Annotated in this window: 20 protein-coding genes; 11 read left to right on the top strand and 9 right to left on the bottom strand. The window is 55.7% G+C overall.

The window, feature by feature from the left end; translation table 11 throughout:
* Nucleotides 1-6: 6 nt before the first annotated feature.
* The 4 genes from OQ371_RS18490 to OQ371_RS18505 all read left to right on the top strand — a co-directional run bounded on the left by OQ371_RS18490 (nucleotide 7) and on the right by OQ371_RS18505 (nucleotide 4,952).
* A complete protein-coding gene (locus OQ371_RS18490; protein WP_265989711.1) occupies nucleotides 7-1,965 on the top strand; it encodes a response regulator in 1,959 nt (652 codons plus the stop codon).
* A gap of 51 nt (nucleotides 1,966-2,016) precedes the next feature.
* Nucleotides 2,017-2,943, top strand: coding sequence for a sugar phosphate isomerase/epimerase family protein (locus tag OQ371_RS18495; protein ID WP_265989712.1), 927 nt, complete (start codon nucleotides 2,017-2,019; stop codon nucleotides 2,941-2,943).
* A gap of 45 nt (nucleotides 2,944-2,988) precedes the next feature.
* On the top strand, nucleotides 2,989-3,897 hold the full coding sequence (locus OQ371_RS18500) for an EamA/RhaT family transporter (protein WP_265989713.1): 909 nt from the start codon (nucleotides 2,989-2,991) through the stop codon (nucleotides 3,895-3,897).
* A gap of 128 nt (nucleotides 3,898-4,025) precedes the next feature.
* Nucleotides 4,026-4,952, top strand: coding sequence for a sugar phosphate isomerase/epimerase family protein (locus tag OQ371_RS18505; protein WP_265989714.1), 927 nt, complete (start codon nucleotides 4,026-4,028; stop codon nucleotides 4,950-4,952).
* A 71-nt stretch (nucleotides 4,953-5,023) separates the two neighbouring features.
* On the opposite strand, the gene OQ371_RS18510 is transcribed toward OQ371_RS18505, so the two are convergent.
* A complete protein-coding gene (locus OQ371_RS18510; RefSeq protein ID WP_265989715.1) occupies nucleotides 5,024-6,730 on the bottom strand; it encodes an IlvD/Edd family dehydratase in 1,707 nt (568 codons plus the stop codon).
* Between the two features lie 181 nt (nucleotides 6,731-6,911).
* On the opposite strand from OQ371_RS18510, the gene OQ371_RS18515 reads away from it, so the two are divergent.
* Nucleotides 6,912-7,313: a response regulator gene (locus OQ371_RS18515; protein ID WP_265989716.1), complete on the top strand. Its 402-nt coding sequence runs from the start codon at nucleotides 6,912-6,914 to the stop codon at nucleotides 7,311-7,313.
* An 11-nt stretch (nucleotides 7,314-7,324) separates the two neighbouring features.
* Nucleotides 7,325-9,745, top strand: a complete 2,421-nt coding sequence (locus tag OQ371_RS18520) for a PAS domain-containing sensor histidine kinase (protein ID WP_265989717.1) — start codon at nucleotides 7,325-7,327, stop codon at nucleotides 9,743-9,745.
* A 70-nt stretch (nucleotides 9,746-9,815) separates the two neighbouring features.
* Here OQ371_RS18520 and OQ371_RS18525 read toward each other — a convergent pair whose 3' ends face one another.
* On the bottom strand, nucleotides 9,816-10,961 hold the full coding sequence (locus OQ371_RS18525; protein ID WP_265989718.1) for a TlpA disulfide reductase family protein: 1,146 nt from the start codon (nucleotides 10,959-10,961) through the stop codon (nucleotides 9,816-9,818).
* Between the two features lie 244 nt (nucleotides 10,962-11,205).
* Between OQ371_RS18525 and OQ371_RS18530 the strand changes: the two genes are divergently transcribed.
* From OQ371_RS18530 to OQ371_RS18540, 3 genes are all read left to right on the top strand, one after another.
* Nucleotides 11,206-12,675: a M48 family metalloprotease gene (locus OQ371_RS18530; protein ID WP_265989719.1), complete on the top strand. Its 1,470-nt coding sequence runs from the start codon at nucleotides 11,206-11,208 to the stop codon at nucleotides 12,673-12,675.
* Between the two features lie 81 nt (nucleotides 12,676-12,756).
* A complete protein-coding gene (locus OQ371_RS18535; RefSeq protein WP_265989720.1) occupies nucleotides 12,757-14,949 on the top strand; it encodes an alpha-galactosidase in 2,193 nt (730 codons plus the stop codon).
* A 73-nt stretch (nucleotides 14,950-15,022) separates the two neighbouring features.
* Nucleotides 15,023-16,087, top strand: coding sequence for an NADH:flavin oxidoreductase/NADH oxidase (locus OQ371_RS18540; protein ID WP_265989721.1), 1,065 nt, complete (start codon nucleotides 15,023-15,025; stop codon nucleotides 16,085-16,087).
* Between the two features lie 63 nt (nucleotides 16,088-16,150).
* Here OQ371_RS18540 and OQ371_RS18545 read toward each other — a convergent pair whose 3' ends face one another.
* The 3 genes from OQ371_RS18545 to OQ371_RS18555 are packed head-to-tail and all read right to left on the bottom strand — an operon-like array spanning nucleotide 16,151 to nucleotide 18,925.
* On the bottom strand, nucleotides 16,151-16,636 hold the full coding sequence (locus OQ371_RS18545) for a VOC family protein (protein WP_265989722.1): 486 nt from the start codon (nucleotides 16,634-16,636) through the stop codon (nucleotides 16,151-16,153).
* 17 nt (nucleotides 16,637-16,653) lie between these two features.
* Nucleotides 16,654-17,187, bottom strand: coding sequence for a DinB family protein (locus tag OQ371_RS18550; RefSeq protein ID WP_265989723.1), 534 nt, complete (start codon nucleotides 17,185-17,187; stop codon nucleotides 16,654-16,656).
* A gap of 40 nt (nucleotides 17,188-17,227) precedes the next feature.
* Nucleotides 17,228-18,925, bottom strand: coding sequence for a DNA polymerase/3'-5' exonuclease PolX (locus OQ371_RS18555; protein WP_265989724.1), 1,698 nt, complete (start codon nucleotides 18,923-18,925; stop codon nucleotides 17,228-17,230).
* Between the two features lie 138 nt (nucleotides 18,926-19,063).
* On the opposite strand from OQ371_RS18555, the gene OQ371_RS18560 reads away from it, so the two are divergent.
* A complete protein-coding gene (locus OQ371_RS18560; RefSeq protein WP_265989725.1) occupies nucleotides 19,064-19,348 on the top strand; it encodes a 2TM domain-containing protein in 285 nt (94 codons plus the stop codon).
* Nucleotides 19,349-19,436: 88 nt separating this feature from the next.
* Here the strand turns inward: OQ371_RS18560 and OQ371_RS18565 are convergent, their stop codons facing one another.
* Both OQ371_RS18565 and OQ371_RS18570 read right to left on the bottom strand, forming a co-directional pair.
* Nucleotides 19,437-20,231 (bottom strand): thymidylate synthase, encoded by a 795-nt coding sequence (locus tag OQ371_RS18565; RefSeq protein WP_265989726.1) that lies wholly within the window; start codon nucleotides 20,229-20,231, stop codon nucleotides 19,437-19,439.
* Nucleotides 20,232-20,345: 114 nt separating this feature from the next.
* Nucleotides 20,346-20,807, bottom strand: coding sequence for an OsmC family protein (locus tag OQ371_RS18570; RefSeq protein ID WP_265989727.1), 462 nt, complete (start codon nucleotides 20,805-20,807; stop codon nucleotides 20,346-20,348).
* A 135-nt stretch (nucleotides 20,808-20,942) separates the two neighbouring features.
* Here OQ371_RS18570 and OQ371_RS18575 point away from each other — a divergent pair, with 135 nt between their 5' ends.
* A complete protein-coding gene (locus tag OQ371_RS18575) occupies nucleotides 20,943-21,233 on the top strand; it encodes a hypothetical protein (RefSeq protein WP_374761422.1) in 291 nt (96 codons plus the stop codon).
* Here OQ371_RS18575 and OQ371_RS18580 read toward each other — a convergent pair.
* Together OQ371_RS18580 and cobA are read right to left on the bottom strand one after the other, a co-directional pair.
* Complete coding sequence (locus OQ371_RS18580) at nucleotides 21,230-21,799, bottom strand: precorrin-2 dehydrogenase/sirohydrochlorin ferrochelatase family protein (protein WP_265989729.1); 570 nt, start codon at nucleotides 21,797-21,799, stop codon at nucleotides 21,230-21,232. The genes OQ371_RS18575 and OQ371_RS18580 overlap by 4 nt on opposite strands.
* A 117-nt stretch (nucleotides 21,800-21,916) precedes the next feature.
* Nucleotides 21,917-22,666 carry a uroporphyrinogen-III C-methyltransferase gene (gene cobA, locus OQ371_RS18585; protein WP_265989730.1) on the bottom strand — a complete coding sequence of 250 codons (750 nt, stop codon included), beginning with the start codon at nucleotides 22,664-22,666 and terminating at the stop codon, nucleotides 21,917-21,919.
* Nucleotides 22,667-22,725: the final 59 nt, after the last annotated feature.

The following is a 22,725-nucleotide window of genomic DNA, read 5'->3' on the forward strand; positions in this document are numbered from 1 at the left end:
TGATCAATGAAAACCAAAATACTCCTGGTGGACGACGAAGCCGATCTGGAAACCCTCTTTCGGCAGCGCTTCCGCCAGGCGATTCACAAAGGTACCTACGAGTTTGTCTTTGCCCATGACGGACGGGAAGCCCTGCAGGTGCTGGAAGAACACCCCGACATCGACCTGGTGCTGACGGATATCAACATGCCCGGCATGGACGGCCTGACCCTGCTCGAGCAACTGCCCCAGGTGAACGCCGTGGCCCCGGCGGTGGTGCTGACGGCTTACAGCGATATGACCAACATCCGGAGCGCCATGAACCGGGGAGCCTTCGATTTTCTGACCAAGCCTATTCACTTCGACGACCTGCAGGCCACCATCGAAAAAAGCCTTCGGCACGTTCAGCAACTGCGGGAAAGTCAGGAGGCCAAGGCCGTCGACGCGATGAAAACGCGGTTTTTTACCAATATCATCCACGAATTGCGCGTGCCGCTGTCGTTGATTGTTTCGCCGGTTGATAAGCTGCTGGAAACTGAAGAACTGCCCGATCACCTGCAACAGCCCCTGGTTACGGTTCGCCGGAACACCCGGCAGGTGCTGCAGATGATCAACCAGTTGCTGGCCATCAATCAACTCGAATCCGACCAGGTTGAGGTGGTGGAACAGGTGGGAGATTTGCCGGCGTTCGTCGGGCAACTGGTGGACCTATTCCGCCCGTCGACGGACCTCAAAAACCTTGCGCTGAACTACGAGACGGATTTTCCTTCGGGGGGCTACCGCTTCGATGCGGGCAAGTGGGAAACCATTCTCTTCAACCTGCTGACCAACGCCATTCGGTTTACCTCGGTGGGAAGCATTACCGTTTCACTGCATCAGACGCCAACGGGTGCCCGTTTGGCGGTGCGGGATACCGGCATTGGCATCAGCGCCCACAAGCTGCCCCACGTCTTCGACCGGTATTATCAGGGTGATAACCAGCGCATCCGGGCCAACGACACGACGGGCATCAGCCTGGCGCTGGTGCGGGAACTGGCCGTGCGACTGGGCGGAACCGTGCGGGCTGAAAGCCAGATTGAGGAGGGCGCTTCGGGAACCGTGTTTGTGCTGGAATTGCCGGTGCAACGCACGGGTGGCGATAAGGCAAGCCCGTCGGTGGAGGCTCCGTCGGTGGTGGTCGATCTGCCCGCGCGCGCCGGGGAATCCGGCTCAAAACTACCCGTGGAGTCGGCCGAGTCGATTCCCCTGATTCTGGTGGTTGAAGACAATCCTGAACTCCGCGAGTTTATGGTTACCGAACTGGCCACGACGTACCGGGTGCGGTCGGCGGCCAACGGGCACGAAGGGTGGGTGATCGCCAAGGAAGAACTGCCGTCCATCGTCATCACGGACCTGATGATGCCCCGCTTAGACGGCCACGGCCTGATTGAGCGCCTGAAGGCCGACCCGGCCACCGACCACATCGCCATCATGCTGCTTTCGGCAAGTGCGGAGGAAACGCACCGGCTGCGGGGCCTGAGCCTGGGCGCGAACGACTACCTGAACAAGCCCTTCCACCTGGGCGAACTGCGGCTGCGGCTGCGGAATCTGCTGAGTCACCAGCAGCGGCTGCGGGAATACTACCGGCAGCAGCTGGCCCAGCCCGACAGCGCCACGCCACTGCTGAGCGTTGGCGATGAATTTTTACGCAAACTGTACACCCTGATCGAGCAGCACCTGGACAACTCGACGCTGAGTGTGGAGTGGCTGGCCGAGGAGCTGGCAATGAGCCGCAAGGCGCTGTACCTGAAAGTGCAGAACCTCACGCACCTGTCGCCGGTGGAACTGATCCGGCAATACCGTCTGCGGAAAGCCATCGACCTGCTGCGGCTGGGGCACAGTGCCGCCGAGACGGCCTACATGGTGGGGTTTGAAAGTCCGTCGTATTTCACCAAAGTGTTTCGGGAGTTTTACAACCAGACCCCAACATCCTACCGCAAGGGCTAGAGCCAGTGACGATTAAAACAGCATTTCCTAAACCAATGATTGTTAGTATTCATGAAATTTCTGAAAAGACTTACCGTAACCCGATTTGCCGTATGCCTGCTGACGTTCTGGACGCTGGCTGCCGCACAGGGGGTCGCCCAGGGCAAGAAGAAAGCGGCCGGTAAAACCGCTGGTCGGGGCCCGGCTACCTCGAACGGTTCTGCGGACCCCAAAAACTGGAAGTTGGGGGTGGCTCTCTACACGTTTAATCAGTTTACGTTTCCCGAGCAGCTTGCCAAAGCCGACAGCGCCGGATTGAAGTTTGTGGAGGGCTACACCTTCGGACGCGCCGGAGCGGAACTGAAGGACTCGCTGATCATGAATCTGTCGCTGACCGGTGTAGACAAGCTTCGGCAGCAAATCCGCGACAAAGGGTTGCTGATGGAATCGATTTATCTGGTCGGGGGCAAGACCGTCGACAAATGGGTCCGCGAATTTGAACTGGCGAAACGACTGCAGGTGAACTACGTTACGGCCGAACCCCCGGTGGAACTTTGGGACAGTGTGGATAGCCTGGCGGGTGCGTACGGAATAAAAGTCGCCCTTCACAACCACTGGAAGGGCACGAGTGCGTACTGGCATCCGGATTCGGTGCTGGCCGCCCTCCAGAATCACCCGAATTTCGGGGTGTGTGCCGACGTGGGGCACTGGCCCAAGAGCGGTATTGATCCGGTCGAAGGGTTGAAAAAGCTGGAAGGCCACCTGATCGCGCTGCATTTGAAAGACATTGCCGCCTACAACGATCTCAAACTCAAAGATGTGCCGGTGGGCACGGGCATCATCAATTTTCCGGAGGTGTTCCGGGAGTTGAAACGCCAAAAGTTCAACGGGCACATCATCATTGAGCGCGACACCCAGGATAAGCCCAGCAACCTGCCGGTCGTGATTCAGACCGTGAAATATTACAACGATCAACTGGGCTTAAGTCCGGTCCGGTAACAACGTCTTTTCTACAACCGCTAACTTCCCACCATTTCCCCAACCATGCTTTTTCTGTCCCTGAGCATCCTGCTTTCGGTGGTTTTGCTGCTCAACTTCCGCATTTTTCCGCGCTACCAGGTCAATACGTTTCAGGCCATTGTGTTTAACTACCCGGTTTGCTTCCTGACCGGTTTCCTGCTGATGCCCCAGAGCCAGCCTTTTTCCATTGATTTCTCCCAAACTTGGACGTGGCTGGCACTCGGTCTGGGCGTTGGTTTCATCATTACGTTCATTCTTTCGGGCCTTTCGACGCAGCGGATGGGCATCACGGCCACGTCGCTGGCCAACAACATGTCGCTGGTGGTGCCGGTTTGCTTCAGCCTATTTGTGTTTCAGACGGGCGGCAAGTCCTTCGACGCCCTGAATTACATGGGGTTGGTGCTGGCCGTAGCGGCCGTTGGGCTGAGTACGTTTCGGAAGGAAGAAGGCCAGACCGTCCGGACGCTGGGCTGGAATACGCTGCTGCCGGTAGCGGTTTTTCTGCTGTACGGAACCACCAACGCGATGATCAATTACATGAACATTCACTACATTTCGTCGTCCGACAAAATTCTGCAGGTGACGCTGACAATGGTGTTGGGCGCCATTGCCGCCGGGTTTGTGATGCTGGCGTTTCGCGCCATTCAGGGAAAAGAAGTGATTAAACGGCAGAATCTGGTGGGGGCTGTCACGCTCGGAGTGCCCAATTTCCTGAGTTTTTATACGCTCATTCTGGCCCTTTCGCAATTTGGCGGCAACGGTGCGTTTGTGTATCCGCTCTACAACATCGGCGTCATTCTGGTTGCGGCTTTGTCGGCCACGGTTTTCTTTAAAGAAAAACTGCTGATCATCAATCAGATCGGTCTGGTGCTGGCGGTGGTGGCCATCGGCCTGATTTCGTGGCAGGAACTGGCTGAGTGGCTAACCAGATGAATGAAGAGAGAAATAAGAAACGGGAAAAGAGGAGCGTTGCCTTCTTTTGTCTCCGATCTCACTTCACGTGTCGGATTTGCCGATAATTCTGTATTTTTCGCTTTTAAACGATTATTCCAAAACCTTGCATGAACCGTCGTCAGACTCTTGCTGCTTTAGCCGCCACGACTGGCGGAGCCGTTTTGTCCGCATCTGCACCGTCAGCCGCCCCCTTGGCGAAAGATCCGCCACCGTTTGCCTACGCGCTGAACGTGAGCACGATCCGTGGCCAGAATCTCGGGTTTGTGAAGGAACTGGAAGTGGCCTCCAAAGCCGGTTTTCGGCACGTTGAAATCTGGATGAACTCCTTTCAGGATTACCTGAAAACCCATAAAACCGCCGATGTTCGCAAGCTGCTCGGTGATCTGGGTCTGAAAGTTGAAAACGCCATCGGGTTTGCCCAGTGGATTGTCGACGACGAAACGACCCGCACCAAAGGCGTCGATCAGCTCAAACAGGAGATGGACCTGCTGGCCGAAATTGGCTGCAAACGCACGGCGGCCCCGCCGATGGGCGCAACCAATCAACCCGGTCTGGACCTGCGCAAAGCCGCCGAACGCTACCGGACCATCCTGGAGTTGGGGGATAAAACCGGCGTTGTGCCCCAACTCGAATTGTGGGGTGGTTCAAAGAATATGAATAAACTCAGCGAGGTGATGTTTGTCGCCATTGAGAGTGGCCATCCGTCGGCGCGGGTTCTGCTGGATATCTACCACCTCTACAAAGGCGGCTCCAGTCCGGCGAGTCTGCCGCTGGTGGGCAAACCCGGTATTGAGGTCTTTCACCTGAACGATTACCCCACCAACCCGCCCCGCGAAACCATTGTCGACGCCGACCGCGTGTATCCCGGCGACGGTATCGGGCCGGTGCGCGAAACACTGAAGCAAATCAAAACGCCCGGCAAAACCATTGTGCTGTCGCTGGAACTCTTCAACAAAGACTATTACGCCCAGGATGCGCTGGTGGTGGCAAAAACCGGTCTGGAGAAGATGAAGAAGGTGGCAGAAGGGGTGTAAGGGGAGTTGTATCGCAGAGTTAAGCGGAGTAAATCAGAAGCTCCGCTTGACTCTGCGGTATAATTTAACTATTAATGCGAATCGCGCTTCACGACCGGTCCGGAACCGCCCTGTAAGAAGTCGAAATCTGCGCCTTCGTGGGCCTGGAGTACGTGGCGAATGTACATCTTCGTATAGCCCCGGTCGTACCCCAGATCAAGCGGTCGGAAGTGCGCCAGTCGGCGGGCCAGTTCTTCTTCATCGACGTGGAGGTGCAAAAGCCGTTTGTCGACATCCAGTGTAATCATATCGCCGTTTTGTACCAGCGCCAGGTTGCCCCCCACGGCGGCTTCCGGCGAAACGTGCAGCACCACCGTTCCGAAGCCCGTGCCGCTCATGCGTCCGTCCGAAATCCGGACCATGTCGTGGACGCCCTGCGCCAGCACCTTGGCCGGCAGTTGCATGTTGCCCACTTCCGGCATACCGGGGTAGCCTTTGGGCCCGACGTTTTTCAAGACCAGCACGCAGGACGGGTCAACGTCCAGATCGGGGTCGTCAACGCGCTTTTTGTAATCGTCAATGTTCTCGAAAACCACCGCCCGGCCCGTGTGCTGCATCAGTTCGGGCGAGGCCGCCGACGGTTTCAGTACCGCGCCGTTGGGGCACAGATTACCGCGCAGCACGGCAATGCCGGACTCGGGCTTGAACGGTTGGTCGACCGACGCAATGACTTCCGGATTGTAGCATTCGGCGTTGGCGCAGTTTTCGCCCAGCGTCCGCCCGTTGATGGTCATGGCGTCGTTGTGCAGGAATTGCTTCAGTTCCTTGATGATAGCGGGCAGGCCACCGGCGTAGAACAAATCTTCCACAAAGTGTTCGCCCGACGGCTGCAAATTGGCCAGCAACGGTATTTTGGCCGATAGTTTATCGAAATCATCGAGTGTCAAATCCACGCCCATCCGCCCGGCGATGGCCGTCAGGTGGATGATGAAGTTGGTTGATCCGCCTAGGGCCGCGTTGACCATGATGGCATTTTCAAACGCCTGCCGGGTCAGAATCTGGGAGGGCCGGATGTTTTGCCGGGCCATCTCTACGGCCCGCATTCCGGCCAGGTGAGCCAGCACTTTCCGGCGCGAATCGGCCGCCGGAATGGTGGCATTGTCGGGCAGGGCCAGCCCCAGCGATTCGGCCATGGCCGCCATCGTGGAAGCCGTGCCCATAACGGCGCAGTGCCCCTGGCTGCGGGCCATGCAGGCTTCGGCGGCCACAAATTCCTCCTGCGACATTTCGCCTTTCTTGTTGGCTTCGGCAAACCGCCACAGGTCGGAGGTACCGATGTTGCGACCCTTGTATTTGCCGGCCAGCATCGGGCCGCCCGACACCACCAGCGTGGGCAGGTCGACGCTGCACGCCCCCATCAGCAGCGAGGGCGTGGTTTTGTCGCACCCGCAGAGCAGCACCACAGCGTCCATCGAGTTGCCCCGGATGGATTCTTCCACGTCCATGCTGGCCAGGTTACGAAACAGCATGGTGGTCGGTTTCATCTGGCACTCGCCCAGCGACATCACCGGGAATTCGAGCGGAAAGCCCCCCGCTTCCCAGACGCCCCGCTTCACGGCTTCGGCCAGATCGCGGAAGTGGGCGTTGCAGGGTGTCAACTCGGAGAAGGTATTGCAAATGCCGATAACCGGCTTGTTTTCAAACAAATGGTGGGGGAAACCCTGGTTTTTCATCCAGGCCCGGTAGATAAAACCGTCTTTTCCGGTGCGGCCAAACCATTCCTGCGATCGAAGGTGCATTTTTTAACGAAATAAAGAGTAGTGAGTAAAGGAACAACGTGTTGTACAAAACAGAAAAGATACGGTTTTCTGCATTTAGGACGGTAAGTTAGAAAGTTTTTGGTAAATGAAAGACGTTGGTTAATTCATCAACAATGTTTAATATCTTCGCAGAGAATACCCTACACGTCCATCTCCTAGTATGAAAGAACCCGTTACTTGTTTCTTAATTGACGACGATGAAGATGATCAGGAGCTTTTTGCGCTGGCCCTAAAAAAAGTTGACCCGAGCCTGACTTGTGTGGTCGCTGATGATTGCGGGGAAGCGTTGAAGAAACTGCGTCAGGAAGAGAATTTCTTGCCCCACTATATTTTTCTGGATTTGAACATGCCCCGGATGCACGGGAAACAGTGCCTGGTTGAGCTGAAAAAAATTGCCCGGATCGAACACATCCCGATCATTATTTATTCGACATCCTCGGAGCCGAAAGACATTCAGGAAACCAAAGCGCTGGGTGCTTCGGATTTTCTGACCAAGCCTCCGCTGATTTCAACCCTGACGACCCGATTGGCAAATCTGCTGCTGGATCGGCCAATGGCCTGAATCTACTTTTCATGGAAACACATACCCTTCAACCGATCTACCGATTTCTGGCCAGCGGTGGTGAAATGGGGCAGTTGATTCGCACGGTTGACTGGTCGACGAATCCGCTGGGACCCATCGAGCGCTGGCCGCAAAGCCTGCGCACCACCCTAAGCCTTATTCTCCATTCCAAGTTCCCCATGTTTCTGTTCTGGGGACCCGAACGGATCTGTTTTTACAACGATGCCTACCGGCCCAGTCTGGGAGAGATTGGCAAGCACCCCACGGCCCTGGGGCAACGGGCCGTGGACCTCTGGCCGGAAATCTGGTCGACCATTGAGCCCTTGATAAGCCAGATCATGGCGGGCGGGGAAGCCACCTGGAACGAAGATCAACGGTTTTCGATCTACCGCAACGGCCAGCTCGAAGAAACGTATTGGACCTACAGTTACAGCCCGGTGCACGATGAATCCGGCGCCGTAGGCGGGGTGTTGGCGACCTGCACGGAAACAACGGAAAAGGTTACCAACCTCAAAGGCATCGCCGAAAGCAAAGACCAGTTGATGTTTGCCATTGACGCGGCCGAACTCGGAACGTGGGACCTGAATCCGGAAACCAACCGATTTACGGGCAACGACCGGCTGAAGTCGTGGTTTGGCTTGGCTCCTGATGCGGAAATAGAACTACCGCTGGCCCTGGCAACCATTGCCGATGAAGACCGTCAACGGGTGATTGAAGCCATTGAAACGGCTTTGCAGCCGTCTTCCGGTGGGAATTACGCCATCGAATACACCATCGTTAATCCCGCTGATCAACGAAAGCGCCGGGTGAAAGCCAAAGGGAAAGCTGTTTTCGACGACGCCGGAAAGGCCGTTCGCTTCAACGGCACCTTGCAGGACTACACCGAAGAGTATCGGGCGGGCGAAGAACAGCAAAAGCTGATGACGCTGGTTGAAAACAGCGTCGATCTGATGTCGGTGCTGGGGCTGGACGGCCGGAACACGTACATCAACAAAGCCGGGCGGGAATTGCTGGGGATTGATGACGATCAGGACGTTACGCAGGTTCCGATTGCGGACCTTCACACGCCGGAACAGTTGGAATTTGTTAGTTCCCAAATCCTGCCGACGGTGATGACAACCGGCCGCTGGTCGGGGCAGTTTGCCGCCCGAAACCGCAAGACGGGCGAAATCATTCCGCTGTACAACAACTGCCTCCGGATTGACGACCGGCTGACGGGGCAACCGCTGGCCGTTGGCGCCGTAATGCGGGATTTACGGCCCGAAAACACGACCAAAAAGGCGCTGGAAGAAAGCCGCGAGCAATTTCGGCTGCTGGCCGATTTCATGCCGCAGTTCGTCTGGGCGGCCCAGCCGTCGGGTGCCCTGAATTATTTCAACCAGTCGGTGTACAATTTTTCCGGGTTATCGGCCGAAGACGTCCAGCGTCACAACTGGCTGCGGCTGGTGCATCCCGACGAACGGCAGGCTACCGTTGATGCCTGGATGAACAGCGTGAAAACGGGCGAAAGCTTTGTGTTTCAGCACCGGTTTCGGCGGAACGACGGCGAATACCGCTGGCAGTTGAGCCGCGCCGTGCCGATGAAAAACAGTGAGGGCGTCATTCAGTGGTGGATTGGAACCAGCACCGACATCGACGACCAGAAAAAAGTGGCCGACGAACTGGAACAAATGGTGCAGCAGCGCACCCTCGAGCTCCACAGCAGCAACCAGGAACTGATCAAAACCAACCACGAGCTGGAGCAGTTTGCCTACATCGCCAGCCACGATTTGCAGGAGCCGCTGCGTAAGATTCAGTCGTTTTCCGAACTGCTTCACCTCAACCTGACGGATCGCGAGATGTCGGGGCAGTATTTAAACAAAATCAGTACGTCGGCCCAGCGCATGGGGGAGCTAATCAAGTCGGTGCTGAACTATTCCCGCCTGTCGAACACCGCCGAGCGCTTCGTGGAAACCGATCTGAATCAGATTCTGGCGGGAGTGGAGTCGGACTTTGAGCTTATGATTGAACAGAAAGGGGCCGTAATCCGGCGGTCGAATCTGCCGGTGGTGGAAGGCATTCCAATGCACCTGAGCCAGCTCTTTTCAAACCTGATCGGCAACTCCCTGAAGTTTTCGGCGACCGAGCCCGTTATTGAAATCACCTCCCAGTCTCTGTCAGCCGAGGAGGTAGCGCAGATCCAGGGCCTTCGAATGGACCTTCCGTACGTCTACATCCGGGTGAAAGACAACGGAATTGGTTTTGAGCAGGAATACGCCGAGCGGGTTTTTACGATTTTCCAGCGGTTGAACCACACGAAGTCTTACAGCGGAACCGGAATTGGTCTGGCGCTCTGCCGAAAAATTGTCGAGAACCACTCCGGGAAAATTACGGCAGAAAGCGAACTGGGCAACGGGGCGGCTTTCCACATTTACCTGCCGGTGAAGCGGTAACAGAGGGCATCCGGTTGACGGTGCTGGAAGCGACAAACCCCGCCCGCCGTAAGCCGTATGCCCTCAACCGTTATTGAAGCAATTCACTGATTTTCTTGCTGAGTTCGGCCCCGCGAAGGTTGCGGGCAATGATTTTACCCGTGGGATCGAGCAGGAAGTTGGCCGGCACGCTATTGACGCCGTACTGCTGGGCTACTTCGTTTTTCCAGCCTTTCAGGTCGCTCACGTGCGCCCAGGTGAGCCGGTCTTTGTGGATGGCGGTAAGCCAGTTTTGCCGGTTGTTGTCGAGCGATACCGAGAAAATCGTAAAGTTTTTGTCTTTGAACGTTTTGAACGTTTTCACCAGGTTCGGATTTTCTTCCCGGCAGGGGCCGCACCAGCTCGCCCAGAAATCAACCAGCACGTATTTGCCTTTAAAAGACGATAGCTTCACGACGTTGCCCAGCGTATCGGTTTGCGCGAAATCCGGGGCCATTTTACCCACGTTCAGCCGGTTCATCACGTCGATTTGCTGCCGGAAAAACTGAGCCTGCAACGACTTGCCAATCGGCATCCTTTCGAGTCGGGTAAGCATACTATCCGCGCCCGCCAAATCGTTCATGCTGATCAGAACGCCCAGCACGTTAACACTGGCCGCGTTGTTGGGGTGAGCCGCAATAAAGTTTTTAAACCGGATCTGATCCTGCTTTACGGTTTCTTCGCGCTCTTGCAGGGCTGCCTGCATCGCGGCCGCGTCGTTGACGGCACTGGCGTTGCCGTATTTGAGTTCGGCCCGCTTATACCGGTTGGTAATGGCCGTATCCGTCATCATCTTTTCCAGCTTCTGCCGCAGGTTTTCTTCTTTCGAGCCGGTTATTTTTAGGGCCCAGAGCGAGTCGGCGTTCCCCCGGATCGTGATGGGGGCGTTTTCCAGGTAGAAGTACTGCCGACCGGGTTTGCCCTCCACGCTCAGGCCGTAAAATGCCACTTCGTCGAGCTTGCCCCTGAACGTAAACTGCCCTTTGGCGTTGGCCGTGGCGGTGTCGGACTGTTGCTTGGTTTTGTAAAAGGAGTTTTCGGTCAGGATGATTTTTCGATTGGCGGCATTTTTCAGCGCGCCAGAAATCACGTATCCGCCCGGCGTTGGCTGACCCGCCGTTTTCCTGACGGCTTTGGATTGCGAATACCCCACAACGGCCAGCGATAACAGGATAGGAGTGAAGAAGAGAAGTTTCATACTTGAGCGATTTAAGGCACTTTTGGGCTACAGTGCGGGCAAAATGCCTGACAGTGTACGTACAAAGATAAGCCGATTTGCCGTATAAATCAGTCAAAATTTACGCAGGGCAATTGACAGAAGGCAAACAAAACGGGGTAGGTTGATAGTTCTAAGGCGTAAGGCGCCGTCTTTTTGTTGTCAGTCCGGGCAATGGAAAGGCCGTTGTCGAAACAACATACTGTCAACCATCTCACACAAAGCCATGAATCAGAGGAATTCATTTGGGTACCGCGCGCTCGCTCTGAGTGTGCTGCTCGGGTTTTCGGCCTGCTCTCGGAATCCGGTCACCGGGAAGCGCGAACTATCATTGATGTCGACCGAACAGGAAATTGCCGTCGGTAAAGAATCGCATCCGTCGGTTGTCGCCAGCATGGGGCTGTACGACGACAAAAAACTAAATGATTTTATCAACCAGAAGGGCAAGGCGATGGCCCAGATCTCGCACCGCCCCAACTTGCCGTACCAGTTTTACATTGTCGATTCGCCGGTGGTGAATGCTTTTGCGGTGCCGGGCGGCTACGTTTACTTCACGCGGGGCATCATGGCCCACTTCAACAACGAAGCGGAGTTTGCCGGGGTGCTGGGCCACGAGATCGGGCACATCACGGCCCGGCATTCGGCGCGGCAGCAAACCGGTCAGTTGCTTGGAACCCTCGGTATGATCGGCGGGGCCATCCTGGTGCCGCAGCTGGGCCAGAATCTGGACGCGCTTCAGCAGGGCCTGCAGGTTTTTATGCTCAAGTACAGCCGCGATCACGAGTCGGAATCGGACAAAATCGGCGTTGAATACTCGAGCAAAATCGGCTACGATGCGCACCAGATGGCGAACTTCTTCTCCACCATCAAACGCATTTCCGACAACGCCGGCCAGCAGGTGCCGGATTTCCTGTCGACCCACCCCGATCCGGCTAACCGCAATACCAAGGTGAACCAGATGGCCACCGCCTACCAGCAGCAGAACAAAGGCAATTATCAGGTGGAACGGGATCGGTATCTGCGCATGATCGACGGAATCCTGTACGGCGAAGACCCCCGGCAGGGTTTTGTCGAAAATGACATGTTTTACCATCCGGAGCTGCGCTTTCAGTTTCCGGTGCCCAAAGGCTGGCAGCACCAGAACTCGCCCTCGCAGTTTCAGATGGCGCCCAAAGACGGCAAGTCGGCCATGATTCTGATGCTGGCCAAAGGCAACAACCTCGACGAAGCCGCCAAGACCCTGGCGCAGGAACTGAGTTTGAACGTACTGGAAAGCCAGCGCACCACCATCAACGGCAACCCGGCCTACGTACTGATTTCGCGGCAACAGGCGCAGCAACAGCAGGGCCAGCAGCAAGATCCCCGGACGGCCCTCCAGATCGGCACCTGGCTAATTCAGTACAACAACGCCATATACGCCCTGCACGGTCTGGCGGCCGCCAACGATTTTGAGGGCGCTTACCGGTCGTTTCGACCGGTGGCTGAAAACTTTCGGGCGCTGACCGATTCGGAGAAAATCAACCGTAAACCCGAGCGCGTTCAGGTCAAAGCGGTACCGCGGGACGGAACGTTCAAAGACGCCATGAGTGCGTTGGGAATGCCCGCCAACCGGCTGGAAGAACTGGGCGTACTCAACAGCCTGCGGCCCAACGACAGGGTAGCGCGGGGCTCGCTGATCAAAATTATCGAGCGCTAAGGCCGAAAACGGTTCATTGGGTTTGGTGATATCGGGCAAGATGCCGTATTTTCAAGACTTCACCCGGACTTCCCTAACCCAATGAACCTTAAAATCTTATCGCTTCTTGGCTGCCTGCTGTCTTCTCCTGGCTTTTCGCAGCAGCAACCACTGCCCGTCTACCAGCCCGCGGCTTTCAACGGCGATTGGCTGGTCAATTCCGTTCCCCAAAAAGCCGGTATCTACCAGGCCAACCAGGGGAAAGAACTGGTGCTGGCGAACGGTTTGCTGATTCGCCGGTTTCGCGTTAGTCCCAATCTGGCAACGGTTGATTACCGCAATCTGACCACCAGCGAACAGTTTATCCGGTCCGTGAAACCGGAAGCCTTTGTGGTGCTGAACGGGAAGAAATACCGGGTTGGCGGGCTGGAAGGACAGAAAGAACACGCGTACCTGAAGGAAGAGTGGCTGGACGGACTGCAAACCAATCCCACCGATTTTCAGTACAGGAGCTTTCGGACCTCGGCCCTCAAACCAAGCCTGACCACGCAATCCCGGACCTGGACCATGAACCCGAATCCGCCGACCGGCCAGGAGTTGCAACTCCTTTTTACGGCCCGCCAACCGGAATTGCAGGGCGTGGAAGTAACGGTGCATTACGCGCTGTACGACCGCATTCCGACGCTTTGCAAATGGGTAACGATCGACAACAAGAGCGGTAAACCGGTCCGCATCGATCAGGTGGTCAACGAAGTGCTGGCGACGCCGGAAGAGGAATCGGCGGTGGTGGGCAAGCCCGATCAGATGAAGAAACCGCAGCGGATCTACATCGAAAACAACTTTGCGTTCAACAACGCCATGCGGTATGATCTGTCGGATCAGGCCACGCACTGGAAAACCGATTCGCTGTACACCTCGCAGGTGAACTACTACCTGGACACCCCCTGTCTGCTGGAAGTGTACCCCACGCAGGGCGTCGGCATCGATCTCGAACCGAATCAGACGTATGTGTCCATCCGCAGCTACGAACTGCTGCTGGATTCGTACGACCGTGAACGCAACGGTCTGGCCCGGCGGAAATTCTACCGAACCGTTGCCCCCTGGACGAGCCAGAACCCGATTTTTATGCACCTCATCAGCACCGACCCGGCGGTGGTCCGGAATGTAATTGATCAGTGCGCCGAAACGGGGTACGAAATGGTCATTCTGAGCTTTGGCAGCGGATTGAACATGGAAGATGTGGGGGACGCCAACATCCGTAAGTTTAAAGAACTGGCCGATTATGCGCATTCCAAAAAGATTCTGATCGGCGGGTATTCGCTGTTCAGCAGCCGCCGGATCGACGACGAAACCGACGTGATCGACCCCAAAACCGGCTTGCCTGACAAGGGCGCTTTTTTCGGTCATGCGCCCTGTCTGGCCAGCGCCTGGGGCATTGCGTACCTCGCCAAGCTAAAGAAATTCATCACCGAAACGGGGTTTGATTTGCTGGAACACGACGGCCCTTATCCGGGCGATGTCTGCGCATCAACCAGGCACCCCGGCCATAAGGGGCTGCACGATTCGCAGTGGGTGCAGATGGAAATGCAGAAAGGCTTGTACCGGTTTCTGAGCGAAAAAGGCGTGTATATCAACGCGCCCGACTGGTACTTTCTGGACGGAACGCACAAAATTGCGGTCGGCTACCGGGAGGTAAATTTTTCGTTGTCGCGGGAGCAGCAGAAAATTCTGAACCGGCAGAACATTTACGACGGAACCTGGGAGAAAACGCCGTCGATGGGCTGGGGCTTTGTGCCGCTGACCAAATACCAGGGCGGGGGACCGGAAGCCGTATTGGAACCACTCAGTGAGCACCTGACGGATTACGAACAACTGATGATGCAGTATTACGGCGCGGGCGTTCAGGCCTGTTACCGCGGCCCCCGGCTCTACGACACCGAAGAGACGAAGCAGACTGTCAAAAATGTCATCGATTGGTATAAGAAATACCGCCCAATTCTGAACTCCGACATCATCCACCTCCGGCGGGCCGACGGTCGGGATTGGGACGGTATCCTGCACGTCAATTCGTCGCTCAAAGAAAAGGGGCTGGCGATGCTTTACAACCCGCTGAAAACCAAAGCTACGAAGACCATCAAGTTGCCGCTGTACTACACCGGTCTGCGCGATACCGCATTCATCCGGGTGGGCGAGGGCAAGGCCCGTTCGTATCCGCTGAACCGACAGTATGAAGCCGAAATTACAATTGAACTGGCGCCCGAGAGCTATCAATGGCTCGTTGTGGAGGGAAAATAACGTGCTCCGTCGGTGGGTTTCTGAACTCCTTTCCCGGGCCGGTGGTTACCCCAATGACCTTATAACATCCATTATGCCTGATTTATTTAGTCCGATAACCATACGAAGCATTCCGTTCCGAAACCGCATTGTGGTGTCGCCCATGTGTCAGTATTCCAGCGAAGACGGGTTTGCCAACGACTGGCACCTGGTTCACCTGGGCAGCCGGGCCGTGGGCGGAGCGGGCCTGATCATCACCGAAGCCACGGCGGTTTCGCCCGAGGGCCGGATTTCGCCTGACGACCTGGGCATCTGGAAAGACGAGCATATTGCCAATCTCAAACGCATCACGGCTTTTCTGGAAGCTCACGGAGCGGTGCCGGGCATCCAACTGGCTCATGCCGGACGGAAGGCCAGCCACAACCGGCCCTGGGACGGCGGAAAAATGATTGCCCCGGACGCCGAACGCGGTTGGCAAACCGTAGCGCCCAGCCCAATACCGTTTGTTCCCGCCGAAACCAAACCGCTGGAACTCGACGCCGACGGGATCGAGAAAGTCTACGCTGATTTTGTGGCCGCCACCCGCCGGGCGCTGGAAGCCGGCTTTAAAGTGATTGAGCTGCACGGTGCGCACGGCTATTTGCTCCACGAATTTTTGTCGCCGTTGAGTAACCAGCGGACCGACCAGTACGGCGGGTCGTTTGAAAACCGCATTCGTTTTTTGCTGGAATTGCTCGAACGGGTGCAAACCGTCTGGCCGAAAGAGTATCCCCTGTTCGTCCGCATTTCGGCAACCGACTGGACCGAAGGCGGCTGGACGGCGGAGGATTCCGTGGCTTTGGCCGCGATACTGAAAGAGAAAGGCGTTGATGCCATCGACTGCTCGACCGGGGGCAACGTGGCGGGGGCCAAAATTCCGCTCGGACCGGGTTATCAGGTGCAGTTTGCCGAAAAGGTAAAAAAAGAAGCCGGTATCCTGACCGGCGCTGTTGGACTGATCACTACGGCCGAACAGGCCAACGAAATCATTACGAGCGGTCAGGCCGATTTTGTTTTGCTGGCCCGCGAATTCCTGCGTGACCCGTACTTCCCCATTCATGCCGCGCAGGAACTGGGTGCGGAAATGAAATGGCCGTCGCAATACGAGCGGGCAAAATAAAGAACAACGACTCATCCGCAGCAGGGTGATTTCGATCTGTACGAAATCGCCCTGCTGCGTTTTTTACGCCGACAAGCGCAGCAGCGCATCCAGATCCAGCGGGTGCGTGAACATTTCAAGGGAACCGTCGGATTTTTGCGGCCACTCTTCACGCGGACGATCCCAGTACAGTTCGACGCCGTTCTGGTCGGGGTCGTTGAGGTAAATCGCTTCCGAAACGCCGTGGTCCGAAGCACCCGTGATGGGGTATTTTGCTTCGACGAGCCGCCGGAACGCGACGGACAAATCCCGGCGCGTGGGGTACAGAATGGCGGTATGAAACAGCCCGGCGCTGCGGACGGGGGCCGGTGGTCCGTTCTTGCTGTACCAGGTGTTCAGCCCAATGTGGTGATGATAGCCCCCCGCGGAAATAAAGGCGGCATCTTTGCCGTACGTAGTGATGAGGGTAAAACCCAGCAGATCGCAGTAAAACGCCAGCGAGCGTTCCAGATCGGCGACTTTCAGATGAATGTGGCCGATGCGGGTGTTGTCCGGAATGGTGTACGTCATGGTGGTTGATGGTCGGTTTACTTTTTATCCAGTCTTGGATACGTCAGCAACACCCGAACCGTCACAAAAAGTTGCCCCACGTGCCGTTGCGTGTGCTCGGCGGCATGAAACAGCAGCCCCAGAACCGTGGAAGGCAGTTGCGCCCGGCCAATGCCCCGAAACTCCGTCAGGGTCTGATCGTCGGTGGAGGCCAGTTGTTCGAGCGCCCGGTCGACCTGGGCATGAAACCGGTTCAGCAAGTCGTCCACCGGTTGGTCGGATTCAAATGATTTTCCCTCCGAAGCCAGCCAGGTGCGCTGCGTCTCCGACAAACTTTCCCCTTTGGCGTAGGTAAAGAGCCGATCCAGGACGCCGGTCAGGTGCTGTAAATGAAAGCCAACCGAAGCCACACCCGCCGGTTTCTGCCAGAGGTAATTAGTGGGAAAGTCGTGCATCAGGGTTTCTATTTCCTCGCGGGCCTGCAACAGGGCGTGGGCTACGGGCTGAAGCAGGGGAGGGATACCGGGAACAGGCCCGCGCTGCCAGACTTCCGGTTTCTGAGCGGTTGACATCGTGTGAAATAAGGTTCGCTTGTTAAGGGTGAAAAGGTCGTTAAATTCGTTGCTTACGGCTTTGGAGGTATGCCTCCATTTCCTTCAGCGTCAGGGTATTGAATGTCATGTTTTTCGTCAATCCGCCTTTTCGGGCAACGGCCACCCCGTAATGCATGTCGTGAAAACCGGCCATTTCGTGCGCGTCCGGGTTGATGCTCAGCATAACGCCTTTGCCTACGGCGTATTGAATCCACCGCCAGTCGAGATCGAGCCGCCAGGGGCTGGCGTTGATTTCAATCACTACCCCGCGTTCGGCGCAGGCATCAATCACGGCCCTGTAGTCGATGGGATAGCCCGCCCGCGCCAGCAAAAGACGTCCCGTCGGGTGACCCAGGATGGTGGTGTACGGATTCTGAATAGCGCTGATCAGCCGCGCGGTGGCCTTCTCGCTGGTCATCGACAGGTTGGAGTGAACCGAAGCGACTACGTAATCAAACGAAGCCAGGATTTCGTCGTCGTAATCCAGCGAACCGTCGCCCAGAATATCGGATTCGATGCCTTTCAAAATCCGGAACGAACCGCCGAACTGCTCGTTGAGCCGGTCGATTTCTTCGTGCTGCTGTTTGATGCGGTAGGGTTCCAGGCCGTGCGCGTAGCTGGCCTTCTGGGAGTGGTCGGCAATCCCGAAATAGTGGAAACCTAGTTCGCGGCAATAGTTCGCCATCTGCTCGAGCGAATGTTTGCCGTCGGAATACGTGCTGTGGTTGTGCAGGATACCGCGCAGGGCATCCCAGGTAACCAAGTCGTTGGGACTGTGGGTTTGGGACCACGCAAACTCGTTGTGGCCTTCCCGCATTTCCGGCACGACATACGGGAGCCCCGCCCGCTGGTAAACGGCTTCTTCGGCTTCGGCGGGAAATGCCATGCTGGTCTGGAGCAGGGTCCAGCCCGTCGAACCGGCCGTTGCCAGGTGTTTTTCCGCGGCCGAATGCATCAGCAGCTGGTTTTCAAACCGCTCGGGTTTGGTGGTAACGATTTCGAGCATCACCTCGTAGCCGCTGGCCTGACCGCGCCAGACGAACGGGGTGGACTCGATTGCGTTCTGTTCGAGGTACGAAAGCGAATTCAGGAAGTCAAAGGCGGCAACTGAGTTGGCGGTACTGACCACAAACTGCACGGTTTCGACCTCTTCGGCTTTCTGCCGGACCTGCCCGGTAATTTCGACGCGGCTGAACTCTTTCTCAAACACATCCAGCAGCATGTTGGCCAGGGCCTCGGCTTTATCCATGCGGAGCTTGCCTGTCTGGTTTTCCAGAAAAACCAGCGAGTCGAGAATGGCCTGCTGCGTTTTTTCGCCGAAGCCTTTGATTTTAGCGATTTCGCCACTTTCGCAGGCCAGCCGCAGATCCCGAAGTGTATCGATGCCCAGATCCCGCCAGATGGTCCGGATTTTCTTGGCACCGATGCCCTTAATCCGAAACATTTCAAGAACCCCTTCGGGGGTTTGGGCCAGCAGATCGTCCAGGTCCTGAAGCCGACCGGTTTCAACAATCTGAAGCACTTTTCCGGCGACGGACTTGCCCACGCCCGGCAGTTTCACCAGTTCGGGAAACGACAAGCTGGTGAGGTCCTCGCTGGTTTTGTCAAGGTTAAAGGCGGCCGCCTGGAATGATTTGATCTTGAAGGCATCTCCGTCGTGGAGTTCCATCAATTTCGCCGTCAGTTCCAGAATATCAATTATTTCGGTGTTAGACATGGGTTGGGGAAATGGGGTTATGGGCCAAACGAGCACTCAGGATTTTTTAGCGGGCCACTGCAAAGAAAAGTTAAGTTAATGTATTGATTATGTCTTGAATCTCACTAACTTAATTCTCCCAACAATTCTAACCCCCACATGGACATACGTGACCCCCATCTTTGGAAGCAGGCGAAAGCTCGTGCCGGCTTCAAAATGCATCTGCGGGCCTATCTGTTTGTCAATGGTGTTCTCTGGCTGATCTGGCTGGTTATTTCGCTGGTCTTTCAGGAAAAATGGGGTACTTACCCGTGGCCCATATGGGCCACGCTGGGTTGGGGCATCGGTCTGATTTCGCATTACTTCAGCGTCTATCACGGGTTTAATGAAAAAAACCTGGCCGAGCGCGAATACGAACGACTCAAACGTACCCACGGACTTTAATCTGCGTTTCCTTTCATTAACCAGCCGGTTGACGTAAAATAAGAACCAAAGCCCGCGCGGCCCGACCGGCGGGTATTTCTCTGTGCCATCACACGGCTACCGGTGCTTTGATAGCCGGGTATGGATCGTAGTTTTCCAGTTTGAAGTCCTCGTATTTAAAATCAAAAATCGACTTCACGTCCGGGTTGAGGTTCATGGTTGGCAACGGACGCGGTTCGCGGGAAAGCTGCAGGTTGACCTGGTCGAGGTGGTTCAGGTACAGGTGCGTGTCTCCACCCGTCCAGATAAACTCGTGGGGTTCGTAGCCGCATTCCTGCGCCATCATCATGGTCAGCAGCGCATACGAGGCAATGTTGAACGGAACGCCCAGAAAAACGTCGGCGCTGCGCTGGTACAACTGACAGGACAGACGGTTTTCGGCCACATAAAACTGAAACAGCGCGTGGCAGGGAGGCAGGGCCATGTTGGGGACATCGGCGGGGTTCCAGGCCGACACAATCATCCGGCGCGAGTCCGGGCGGTACTTCAACTGCTTCAGCACATCCTGCAACTGGTCGATTACCTGACCGTTCGGGCCTTCCCAACTGCGCCATTGCTTGCCGTAAACCGGGCCTAGTTCGCCGTTTTCGTCGGCCCATTCGTCCCAGATCCGGACGCCGTTTTCGCTCAGGTACCGGATGTTGGTGTCGCCCTTGATGAACCAGAGCAATTCGTGGATCACCGACTTCAGGTGTATTTTTTTCGTGGTAACAAGGGGGAATCCTTCCTGCAAATCAAACCGCATCTGGTGCCCGAAAACACTGATGGTTCCGGTTCCGGTGCGGTCGGTCTTTTGGGTGCCATTCGCCAGAATGTGACGGAGCAAATCATGGTACTGTTTCATAACGCCAAAATAACAAAACGCTTTTAGACAAAAGACAAGAGAGGAAAGAAAAAAGAACTTGGGCGCCCTTTTCCTTCCTCTCTTGTTTTTTGTCTCTTTTCTTTACTCGCTTATCTATTTCTCAATCGTCAGGGAATACGTGATGCTGGCCGTGGGGCGGAGCTGGGCCGTGGCCGAGCAGTATTTGTCCATCGACAAATCAATGGCCCGGCGCGCTTTATCTTCGTCCAGATTGCCCTTCAGAATGTAGTGCAGGTGGATGGTGTGAAACGGCGCGGGGGTGGCATCGGCGGGGCGCTGACCTTCTACGGTGATGCGGAAATCTTCGATGACCTGGCGCTGTTTTTTCAGAATCAGGATGACGTCAATGGCGCTGCATCCGGCCAGCCCCATCAGGAGCATTTCCATCGGGCGCGCCCCGGCGTTATGGCCGCCGATGTCAACCGCCCCGTCGATGTGGACGGGAACGTCGGAAACCCCGGTGGCCTCGAAGTGAAACGCGTCGTCGACTCGGTTCAGCTCCACTTTCATCGTTTTTGTTGCGGAAGAAACGGTGTTGGGTTGCTCACTTAACATAGTTTTTTCGTTATGGATAGACGTAGTGGGTGCAAAATTGCTTGTTTCTCATAAATTACGTAATTTCACCTAAATAAATTCCTGACAATCATGTCGGACAAGCTATTTGACGTAAAAAACGACAGGCGACTCAGCATGTATTTATACCGCGCCGGATTCGGTTTCTGGCTGCTGTATATTGTAATGGGAGCCCGTTTTATGCAGCAGTTGAGCGTCTACCGGACCGACTGTGCTGTTTTCTCCTTTTTTCTGATGGTGATGGCGCTGTCGGCGTCGATGTATTACGATTACCACCACCATCCGGCCGAATTCGAGCAGAAAAAGAAGTGGCTGATTGCCATGTATCTGGTGCTGGCCGGGCTCATTTATGTCTTCATTTTCCGGAAAGAACCCCTGGATCTTTCCCAGTTGCTGCCTAAATTTTAGGACTTCATTACCTTCGTAATCTCATTCAACCGTTCGAGTTTTTCCTGAAAATCGCCTTTCAGCCGATTCCGTATGGTTTGCAGGTTGTCCAGGGTCCCCTGGAGTGAATCGGGCAGAATTTCTTCCAGTACTTCCCGAAACCGTTTGGCAAAAGTCGGCGATTTCCCGTTCGTCGAAATGGCAATTTTCAGATCCCCTTTCTTCACGACCGAGCTGAGGTAAAAGTCGCACAAATCGGGCGTATCGGCCACGTTGACCAGAATCCGGTGGCTTTTGCAGTCGGCCTGAATCTGCGCGTTGACGGCTTTGTCGTTCGTTGCCACAATGACCAGATCGTTGTTGGCGAGGTACCCCGGCGAATACCGGTCGTAAATCAACTGAAGGTTGGGGTGCTGATCCGCCAGGGTTTTGATCTCTTCCCGAATCTCCGGGGCCACCAGCGTAACCGGCGCATCGGGACCGTTGGACAGTATCGCCGTTACTTTCTCCAGCCCGACGTAGCCCCCGCCAACGACCAGCGTTCGCAGGTTTTCAATTTTTAGAAAAATAGGGAAGAGGGTATTCATTGTCGGGAAGTTGATTAGAACGCGGTCGGAGCAATCCGCATTTGTTGAAACAGATTGGGCGGATATAACCAGTTCTGCCCGTTACATCCGCCCAATTTAGTGGTTCTGTTTGATTATTCAGTGATTCGCAATGGCTTGTTGAAGTTCATCCAGTTGCAGATCGCGTAGCCGGGCCACTTCGCCTACCACAATGATTGCCGGTGAGCCGATTTGGGCTGCCGCCACCTGTTCAGCGATGGTTGAAACCGTTCCGGTAACAACCTGCTCGTCGGTCAGGGAGCCGTTCTGAATGATGGCAACCGGAAGGTCGGCTTTGCCGCTGCCGCCAAAAACCGTCATGATTTCGGCCAGTTTGTGCATACCCATCAGAATGACCACCGTCGCCGTCGACTGGGCTGCCAGGTGCAAATCCTTCGAGAGCTGGCCGGTTTTGGTCGTGCCGGTCACGACCCAGAAGCTTTCGCTCACTCCCCGGGTGGTCAGAGGGATACCCGCCAGCGCCGGAACGGAATAGCTACTCGACAAACCCGGAATAACTTCAGTTTCAATGCCGTATTGCCGGGCGTATTCCATTTCTTCGTACCCACGGCCGAAAATAAACGAGTCTCCGCCTTTCAGACGAACGACGTGACCGTACTGCTGGGCGTAATGCACAATCAGCGGGTTAATTTCTTCCTGCGTACACGAGTATTCGTTAATCCGTTTGCCCACGTAAACTTTCAGGGCATCCGGCTTGCAATAGTCCAGTAAATCGGGGTGCACCAGCGCATCGTACATCACGACATCGGCCTGTTGCAACGCTTTCACCCCCTTAAGCGTAATCAATTCCGGATCGCCAGGACCCGCACCCACTAAGGTTAATTTCATTTTCAATGAGTTAAAAACAAAAAGTGGTGAGTCAAGAGTGATGGAGTAAGCGTCAAAAG

This window comes from Larkinella insperata (genome assembly GCF_026248825.1).
Classification (GTDB): Bacteria; Bacteroidota; Bacteroidia; order Cytophagales; family Spirosomataceae; genus Larkinella; species Larkinella insperata.

What these genes read in the sequence shown, in the direction of transcription:
- OQ371_RS18565 (WP_265989726.1), bottom strand. Translation starts at nt 20,231, where the DNA reads ATGAAACAGTACCATGATTTGCTCCGTCACATTCTGGCGAATGGCACC.
- OQ371_RS18530 (WP_265989719.1), top strand. Translation starts at nt 11,206, where the DNA reads ATGAATCAGAGGAATTCATTTGGGTACCGCGCGCTCGCTCTGAGTGTG.
- OQ371_RS18560 (WP_265989725.1), top strand. Translation starts at nt 19,064, where the DNA reads ATGGACATACGTGACCCCCATCTTTGGAAGCAGGCGAAAGCTCGTGCC.
- OQ371_RS18495 (WP_265989712.1), top strand. Translation starts at nt 2,017, where the DNA reads ATGAAATTTCTGAAAAGACTTACCGTAACCCGATTTGCCGTATGCCTG.
- OQ371_RS18535 (WP_265989720.1), top strand. Translation starts at nt 12,757, where the DNA reads ATGAACCTTAAAATCTTATCGCTTCTTGGCTGCCTGCTGTCTTCTCCT.
- OQ371_RS18570 (WP_265989727.1), bottom strand. Translation starts at nt 20,807, where the DNA reads ATGTTAAGTGAGCAACCCAACACCGTTTCTTCCGCAACAAAAACGATG.
- OQ371_RS18525 (WP_265989718.1), bottom strand. Translation starts at nt 10,961, where the DNA reads ATGAAACTTCTCTTCTTCACTCCTATCCTGTTATCGCTGGCCGTTGTG.
- OQ371_RS18550 (WP_265989723.1), bottom strand. Translation starts at nt 17,187, where the DNA reads ATGTCAACCGCTCAGAAACCGGAAGTCTGGCAGCGCGGGCCTGTTCCC.
- OQ371_RS18510 (WP_265989715.1), bottom strand. Translation starts at nt 6,730, where the DNA reads ATGCACCTTCGATCGCAGGAATGGTTTGGCCGCACCGGAAAAGACGGT.
- OQ371_RS18555 (WP_265989724.1), bottom strand. Translation starts at nt 18,925, where the DNA reads ATGTCTAACACCGAAATAATTGATATTCTGGAACTGACGGCGAAATTG.
- OQ371_RS18540 (WP_265989721.1), top strand. Translation starts at nt 15,023, where the DNA reads ATGCCTGATTTATTTAGTCCGATAACCATACGAAGCATTCCGTTCCGA.
- OQ371_RS18515 (WP_265989716.1), top strand. Translation starts at nt 6,912, where the DNA reads ATGAAAGAACCCGTTACTTGTTTCTTAATTGACGACGATGAAGATGAT.
- OQ371_RS18490 (WP_265989711.1), top strand. Translation starts at nt 7, where the DNA reads ATGAAAACCAAAATACTCCTGGTGGACGACGAAGCCGATCTGGAAACC.
- OQ371_RS18545 (WP_265989722.1), bottom strand. Translation starts at nt 16,636, where the DNA reads ATGACGTACACCATTCCGGACAACACCCGCATCGGCCACATTCATCTG.
- OQ371_RS18580 (WP_265989729.1), bottom strand. Translation starts at nt 21,799, where the DNA reads ATGAATACCCTCTTCCCTATTTTTCTAAAAATTGAAAACCTGCGAACG.
- OQ371_RS18575 (WP_374761422.1), top strand. Translation starts at nt 20,943, where the DNA reads ATGTATTTATACCGCGCCGGATTCGGTTTCTGGCTGCTGTATATTGTA.
- OQ371_RS18505 (WP_265989714.1), top strand. Translation starts at nt 4,026, where the DNA reads ATGAACCGTCGTCAGACTCTTGCTGCTTTAGCCGCCACGACTGGCGGA.
- OQ371_RS18520 (WP_265989717.1), top strand. Translation starts at nt 7,325, where the DNA reads ATGGAAACACATACCCTTCAACCGATCTACCGATTTCTGGCCAGCGGT.
- OQ371_RS18500 (WP_265989713.1), top strand. Translation starts at nt 2,989, where the DNA reads ATGCTTTTTCTGTCCCTGAGCATCCTGCTTTCGGTGGTTTTGCTGCTC.
- cobA (WP_265989730.1), bottom strand. Translation starts at nt 22,666, where the DNA reads ATGAAATTAACCTTAGTGGGTGCGGGTCCTGGCGATCCGGAATTGATT.